Source organism: Microcoleus sp. C2D2, from assembly GCF_036702495.1.
In the GTDB taxonomy this organism is placed as follows: Bacteria; Cyanobacteriota; Cyanobacteriia; order Cyanobacteriales; family Microcoleaceae; genus Microcoleus.
In genome coordinates, this window is sequence record NZ_JAUBTO010000255.1 from 1 (window position 1) to 6679 (window position 6679).

General features: G+C 45.2%; 9 protein-coding genes. 3 read left to right on the forward strand and 6 right to left on the reverse strand.

What is annotated here, in order from left to right:
• The first annotated feature begins 69 nt into the window (after window positions 1-69).
• Window positions 70-357: a hypothetical protein gene (locus QUB61_RS36965; RefSeq protein ID WP_333136097.1), complete on the forward strand. Its 288-nt coding sequence runs from the start codon at window positions 70-72 to the stop codon at window positions 355-357.
• A gap of 80 nt (window positions 358-437) precedes the next feature.
• Here the strand turns inward: QUB61_RS36965 and QUB61_RS36970 are convergent, their stop codons facing one another.
• From QUB61_RS36970 to QUB61_RS36990, 5 genes are all read right to left on the reverse strand, one after another.
• Window positions 438-956, reverse strand: coding sequence for a hypothetical protein (locus tag QUB61_RS36970; RefSeq protein ID WP_015211868.1), 519 nt, complete (start codon window positions 954-956; stop codon window positions 438-440).
• Window positions 953-1399: a DUF6932 family protein gene (locus QUB61_RS36975; protein WP_015211867.1), complete on the reverse strand. Its 447-nt coding sequence runs from the start codon at window positions 1397-1399 to the stop codon at window positions 953-955. Before QUB61_RS36975 ends, QUB61_RS36970 begins: the two co-directional genes overlap by 4 nt.
• A 386-nt stretch (window positions 1400-1785) precedes the next feature.
• A complete protein-coding gene (locus QUB61_RS36980) occupies window positions 1786-2085 on the reverse strand; it encodes a hypothetical protein (RefSeq protein WP_333136099.1) in 300 nt (99 codons plus the stop codon).
• A 237-nt stretch (window positions 2086-2322) separates the two neighbouring features.
• A complete protein-coding gene (locus QUB61_RS36985) occupies window positions 2323-3507 on the reverse strand; it encodes a transposase (protein ID WP_333136101.1) in 1185 nt (394 codons plus the stop codon).
• Between the two features lie 112 nt (window positions 3508-3619).
• Window positions 3620-4003: a hypothetical protein gene (locus QUB61_RS36990; RefSeq protein WP_333136103.1), complete on the reverse strand. Its 384-nt coding sequence runs from the start codon at window positions 4001-4003 to the stop codon at window positions 3620-3622.
• 176 nt (window positions 4004-4179) lie between these two features.
• Between QUB61_RS36990 and QUB61_RS36995 the strand changes: the two genes are divergently transcribed.
• Both QUB61_RS36995 and QUB61_RS37000 read left to right on the forward strand, forming a co-directional pair.
• Entirely contained in the window at window positions 4180-5034 is an 855-nt protein-coding gene (locus tag QUB61_RS36995) for a hypothetical protein (RefSeq protein WP_333136105.1), read from the forward strand.
• A 58-nt stretch (window positions 5035-5092) separates the two neighbouring features.
• Entirely contained in the window at window positions 5093-5470 is a 378-nt protein-coding gene (locus tag QUB61_RS37000) for a hypothetical protein (protein WP_333136107.1), read from the forward strand.
• A 405-nt stretch (window positions 5471-5875) separates the two neighbouring features.
• Here the strand turns inward: QUB61_RS37000 and QUB61_RS37005 are convergent.
• Window positions 5876-6679, reverse strand: an 804-nt coding sequence (locus QUB61_RS37005) for a ParB/RepB/Spo0J family partition protein (protein WP_333136109.1), incomplete at its 5' end; no start/stop codon positions are given.

Consider the following 6679-nt stretch of genomic DNA (forward strand, 5'->3'; position numbering starts at 1 on the left):
TTTTAGCAATTCTTTATAATTTACTAAATTAAAGCCGTCCTAGAAGGACGGGGCTTTCGACCCAGTTTCTTGGTAAATTTTAGGCAATCCCCATCCCGATCGACCCAGTTTTGGCACGCTCGCCACTGGCGAGCGTTGCCGAAGCTTTATTGCAACTGCACTCTGGCCGAACCGACTCCGGCTGTATTGTTCTCGGGCAATTTCCAGTATGAAATTGCGGGGGAATTAGAAGGGGAAAAGCTGCATCATTTGTACGAGCTTCTGGAAAACTGGCAGCCCGATTTAGAGGCTTACCGGGAAATTGTCATCAAGCGGTTTTTGGGACAAGAAACCGAAGAGTTGCCGGCTGCCGCGTAAAGAACGAGAGGAAATAAGTTTATATTGTCTGAGGCTGTTTGAGAAGCTTAATATCAGGAATAGCCAATCGGGCCTAACATTTATGATGCTTTAGCTGTCAGGTTAATTTTTTCCTTTCGCCACTTCCGGGCGCTTTGTTTGACAGCTTCTATTTCCTCAAAATCTACTCGAATCGCGGCGATTTCAAATTCTATGCCTAAAACCGTACTAACTTCGAGGATTTCTACAAAACTGGCGCATTGATAATCTGTATCTTCATACTGCCTAACTCGCTGTTCTTCAATTCCTAGTATTTGAGCCAGTTCTGGTTGGCTGATTTGGGCTGCTATTCTCGCTTTAATTAAAGCATCTGGCAGCTTATTTATGCTGTCAATTTTAATGAAAATCGGCTGATTTCTCTCGCACTTAATTAGTGTTTCGTATTCAGCAATCTCTGCTTGTAAAGCCGTCAAATGAGATTGTTTGACATCGCGAGAAAGTTGCCAACCATCAGGGTCTTTTTTCTTCAGTTCTTCATCTCGTTCTAACGCCTTAAGAGAATCTTCAAATCTGCGGGCGCATTCTTGGCTGGATTCATACTCTTTTTCGTTTTTAATCATGGTTCCCACCTTAATATATCTATGGCTATAATCCCTTTAGGGTTTAACTCTCTGTCGCGCAGAAAGAATTCTAAAGAAGTTAATCCGCTATCTCCTACAGGTTGGTCCGAACGAAAGATTTCACCTTTATATTTGGATTTCTGCGCGCTGCGGTCTAAATTATTTAGCAATCTCGGGGCATTTTTTCGCAGATAATCGTAATCCACATCTTCCGGTTCCCAACACGCATCAAAATCACCTGGTTTTGGCTTGCTACTAACAAAACTACCGTTAATATAAATAGTTCTACAGCCTGCTGCTTTTAATTGGGCGAGTGCCAACTCCAAACCATCTATCATTCGCTGCCTCGTAGAATTAGTACCAAATCTATTTTTAAACTCCTCCCATTCGCACCAATGCACTCCCGGTGGCAAGTTGCCGTTCTCATCAAATTTAGGAATCATGCCCTCACACCTTTACACCTTAACACAATTTTACTGTCAGTTTTTAATGACTGTTGGTTTGCTCAGCATACCTGAATGTTTGGGAAAAAGCGATCGCGATTTGTCATAATTAATAAGTTGTAACAGGAACGCTCGATCGGACAAAAGTCGCTACGCTAGCACAGCCTGCAACAGTTTTCAAACGCATGAGGTACGATCGGTAAAGTACCAAGTGTATTTTGAGCGCTCGCGCGACGAAAACAACGAACCATTGTGCGAGATCGCACAAATTCAATTGCTTGTAGAAAAAGTCGCGATCGCAATTTGCATTCTCATCTAGCTGTTGTTTGATTCAAGCGCGTGAAGCGCAGCTATCCCGAGCGTAACTCGCCAACTTTTACCAATACTTATCCTACCTCAACTTGAGAAGCATTTCGCTCTAAATACTCCCGATACTCGGCTTCATTACCCCCAAAAGAATCGACAGTAACTTGACCTTTAGCCAACGGTTCTAAAACCGATTCGATCGGCACCCACTTGCAATAACAAATTACAATAATATCGAAATACGCGATCGGATCGAAATATGCGATCGCACCGCCACTCAATCCTGGACTGTCAATACGGGGTAAAGTCGGGATACGATCTTGCACAAGACAATACATGAAGTTTTGCAACAACAAGCGATCGCACAAATCGCGGTACATTTAATTTACATTGCCTCAAAGCCATACAGTTCAGGGAACTTCCCACTACAAAAGGCTAAAAACCCTCCGCTCCGCGTTTTTGTCCCCAGTAAAAAAGGGATAAATGTTCTTGATGGAGATTGTGCTTTCAAAAATGGAACGTGAATCTGCTACATAAGATTGACATAAAGCGGACAAGAATGACATCTCGGACACTTAAAACTTACTTCCTGCTTCTACGTAGGGAGTCGGCTCCTTCTACTCTACAGGCGTGAATTCAGGATTAGCCATCCTTACTCTATCTCGTGAGACCGATGCTAAATTAATCGCGGCATTCAAATCTCGATGACAACTGTTGCCACAAGCCTCACAAACAAACAATCGGTCGGAGAGTGGCATCGGTTGAACGTTACCGCACTTTGAGCAAGTTTTAGATGAGGGATACCATCGATCTACCACTTCGACAACAGTGCCGTAGATGGGAGATTTATAAGTTAGTTCTCGTCGAAATTCATAAAACCCTGAATCTAAAATTGCAGCCGCCAGTTTGTGATTTGCTGCCAGACCAGAAATATTTAAATCTTCGATGCGGATGCGAGCGTACTTTTGGCTAATTTCTGTAGTTGTTTTCTGCAAGAAATCCCGCCGTATATTGGCAATATCGGCGTGTTTTTTAGCCAGTTGTCGAGCGAATTTCCGAGCTTTTTTCGATGCTTTGATGCCAAGTTTTCGATTGCCTAATTGCTTGTTTCGATTGCGGTACTGTAGTTTCCCTAGCTTGATTTTCGCATTTTTTAGGGAATCTGGCAGTTGGTATACCGTACCGTCACTCAAGGTGGCAAAGGTGGATACTCCTAAATCTATGCCTGTCGCTTCCGATACTTCACGATATAAAGGGGGGATTTTGTCAGCTTTTATGGTAAAACTGACGTACCATTTGTCCGCAGTACGGCTGATGGTAAATGTTTGAGAGCAACAGTTGTACCCGATAGCTTCTTTCAGGCGAAACGTTCCCAGTGTAGGAATTTTTATCCGATTGCCAGCCATCTGAAATACTGGTCCATTGCTGCTGTCTACTGTAAACGAATCCCCGGATTTCTTGCGTTTGAAATTAGGAAACCCGCTTAACCCTTTAAAAAAGCGTTCGAGGGAGTTATTGAAGGCCCGGAAAGCATTTTGATAAACGCGGGATGATAAAGTGTTAGTCCATTGATATTCTGGTTGTTTTTTGATGAAATTGGTAAAGGTTTTTTTTATTTCGGCAATCTTTCGGGTGCGGCTGACTTTAATGTCCATCACGCCCACGTACAGGGTACGAGCTAGGTTGTAGCAAAACCGAGCGTAACCAGCGTGTCGCGCCATGAGGGTACGTTCAGCATTGTTGAGTTTGAGTTCTAGCTTCAGGGCGTACATAGCCAGGGAGCAAGTCAGGAGTGCCAACATTGATACTTATTTTACCAGTTACAGACAGCGATTGCGACAAGAACACCGTGTTTTTTGGACCTGATGTCTTTAATGTCAGGAAAAGTCTATGAAACTGCCGTTTAGTATCATCTCAACCAATGGACGATCGGCCCAAGCATGAACGATCGAACCAATTACCCGCAGCCAATTGCGGGCCGCTCACCTGAGATTGCGATCGAAGAACAGTTTTTTTACGGATAATCTCTGCAATATCATCCATAATCTCTGCAAGCTCCGTCTCATCCATTCCCAAAAAAACCGGAACTCGATCGCCAAGAAACAAACTGAACAAATATCGCTGCGGCTCCAGAGGAAGCGAACTAATCATTGCCTCAAGACTGTCGCTATAAACCCGCTGCTTCCCTTTTCTAAACTGCGAAATCATTTGCTGGCTTACGCCTGACTGCTCCGACAACCATTTAGCAGTGATCCCGTAGTATTCAATGGTTTTGTCGAGAGCTTCATAAAACTTCATTTTTATTCAGCCATAACTGAAACTATATCATATAATTAAGTAATTACTTAATTATTGTTGCCTACTCAGACAAGCTCAATATAGCACAAACATTATGTCTGAAGAAAAAAGCTGGCGATCGACCGGAGCGGGGAAAAACCTGAAGACTTGCAGCTCTTGATGCAGGAGTTTAATAAATGAAAGCAATTAATAAAGCTAAAACCAGATCGAAAGCCAAGTTTCAACCACAGCCTCCGGCAGAACAACCGGTCGATTGCCCTCAACATGAAAGCGACGCTCAACAAGCGATCGACTGTGCGGCACCTTTGACAACTGACTCAATTGCTGAGTTGCTGCCGTCAGTCCCAGCAGGGTTTAATATCTCGCAAGCCTTACCGGAGTTCGATCTAGAAAGCTTTGACAAACAAGAATTGCTAAGCCGAATTGCGTCGGAGCACAGACTAATAGAGCGCATCGAGCGAAAGGAACTAGAGCTAGCTTTTGCAAAGTTGAACTGCGCTCGCAATGCGGGTTTGCTGCTGCAAGAATTTAAGCGACGGTGCAATTATGGAGAATTCCTGAGCTGCTTGGAGTCGGCGGGAATTCGCCCGCGAACCGCACAGGACTACATGGCGATTTCAAAATATTGGAACCTTATCGAAGCAAAAGCGCGGAGCTCCGCGTTTTTGAAAGATTGCGAAACACTCAGCATCAATTGGGCGCTCGCTGCTGTTCGAGATGAAAAAAAATCTTTAAAGAAACCTTTGAAGTCGGCAGCAGCAGCCAGCAACCCAGACAGCGGTCGAACGTCGAGCGCGCCAGAGCAACCTATTTTGGATTTAGCGATCGGATCGCCGCCCGTTGAAACAGTACAACTGGCCCAAGGGGATTTAGTTCAAATTGGCAACAGCAACGCCCTCTATGGCGGAAATACGGGCACTGTCAGAGGTTTTGCCAACGGTGGGCGATCTGTTATAGTTCGCCTTGACGGAGGTTCGGTTCCCTCTGAAATATTTAATCTCTCTGACGCGGGTTCCGCTCCCGAGCCATAAAGTTGTTGCACCTACTGCACCTGCTACAATCGCTAGCGTCACGCAAGAGCAAAATGCAATGGCAGCAAGTATCGGACTAAGCAACGGTAAAACAGTATTGCCCGACTTTGGCAACAGCGATCGAATTCGGATGGAACGATCTGACCCATTCACTGTAGACGATCGACCTTTTGCAACCGCGATCGAAATTGAAGGAAACGGCGAAGCCGCACGCTGGTACGAAGAAACAGCAATCGGCGTTATCAGCAGTTCCGAAGGTTTCGACACCAATCAAGCTGCACGAATGGTCTGCGAACTTTTAAAAGTTGACTTTAATCGAAGAACAAAGGCTACTTTAGAGCTTTTTTCTTATTCACAATTAAAACAACTACTGCAATTGTGCGAGGCAGAATTAGACAACTGCAAACAAAGAGCGAGCGCTCTCGCCGATCGCTAATGACTATCTCTCGACTTTTTGGGCTTTAAGTTCTGAATTGTTAATATTTTTTAGAGAATATTGACCGCCAAATAAAACCACGGTTGCGGCGTGGTTTGCTTGCGGTTGCGCGCGGGCGCTCGCAGATTAAAGCTGCCGCGATCGACCGCGGCAGCCCCAAAAAAATTTCGACCCTCAGTCGGCTAATTTACTGCCTGCAATAGACGAGCGCTCCAAATAGCTCTCTCGATCTCAACAAAATTGAATAGTGCTGGTCTTGGCTAAAAAGTCGCACCCGCAAACAACTCGATCGATTTAATTGTTTGCATTCTGGCGATTGAGGATGTCTTGCGTCTTGCGTCCGCCGCCGACGAAAGCGGTTGCTATAATTTGGTGAATTTAGGTGGCTTTACTTTAAAATCCGCCTCAATTTTCCAATCCCTCACCCACCAAAGCTTCCAGTTCAGCTAACAGCTTCTCTAGTTTCTTCTGCTTTTTGGGGTCATCCCAAACCTTAGACTTTTTCACTCTGCCATAAGCTGCATCTACGCGACCTTTAAGCGAGCGATTCGGTGCTGTCGCCTCCCCGGTATTTTGGGCTTTTAAATCGGCAATGCGCTGTTTGATTTGGGTCAGAGAGAGGTTGAGATCGATCGCCTCCTCTAGTAATTGGGAGCGCTCCGAGCTATCCTTAACTCGGGCAATCGCTCTGGCTTTGGTATATTCAATCCGTCCTTTCCGCAGCGCTCCAATCACATCATCTGGCAGGTTCAGCAAGGGGAGGCGATTGGTTCGGAAACTCTCTGGAGTGTACTTCCCGACGAGTACAAATATATCGCTTACTATTTGCCAATCCGAGCTGTGGATAACGTTATCCACACCTGCGCGTTCTGGGTGCGCGGCCGCTCCGAGCAAAGCAATAACTGACGAGGAGGTAGAGTTTAATTTCATTGCCAGCAATTGCAGAATCCCCTCGGTTTCCTCAATCGCATTCAAATCTTCCCGCTGCAAGTTCTCCAGCAGTGCAATTTGCAGCGCCTCTGTGTCTGTCAGTTCCCGAATCACGACAGGAACTTCATTCAAGCCTAACGACGACGCGGCTCGATAGCGCCGTTCTCCCGCTACCAATTCGTACTTATTGCCATCTATGGGGCAATGGCACTGAAAAAGTGAGCAAAAAAAAATCTGTAAGGCAAGATATACATAGATAATTGCCTTACAAACCAAAAT

Coding starts and splice junctions, on each gene's coding strand:
- QUB61_RS36970 (WP_015211868.1), bottom strand. CDS start 956: ATGATTAAAAACGAAAAAGAGTATGAATCCAGCCAAGAATGCGCCCGC.
- QUB61_RS36980 (WP_333136099.1), bottom strand. CDS start 2,085: ATGTACCGCGATTTGTGCGATCGCTTGTTGTTGCAAAACTTCATGTAT.
- QUB61_RS36995 (WP_333136105.1), top strand. CDS start 4,180: ATGAAAGCAATTAATAAAGCTAAAACCAGATCGAAAGCCAAGTTTCAA.
- QUB61_RS36985 (WP_333136101.1), bottom strand. CDS start 3,507: ATGTTGGCACTCCTGACTTGCTCCCTGGCTATGTACGCCCTGAAGCTA.
- QUB61_RS36975 (WP_015211867.1), bottom strand. CDS start 1,399: ATGATTCCTAAATTTGATGAGAACGGCAACTTGCCACCGGGAGTGCAT.
- QUB61_RS37000 (WP_333136107.1), top strand. CDS start 5,093: ATGGCAGCAAGTATCGGACTAAGCAACGGTAAAACAGTATTGCCCGAC.
- QUB61_RS36990 (WP_333136103.1), bottom strand. CDS start 4,003: ATGAAGTTTTATGAAGCTCTCGACAAAACCATTGAATACTACGGGATC.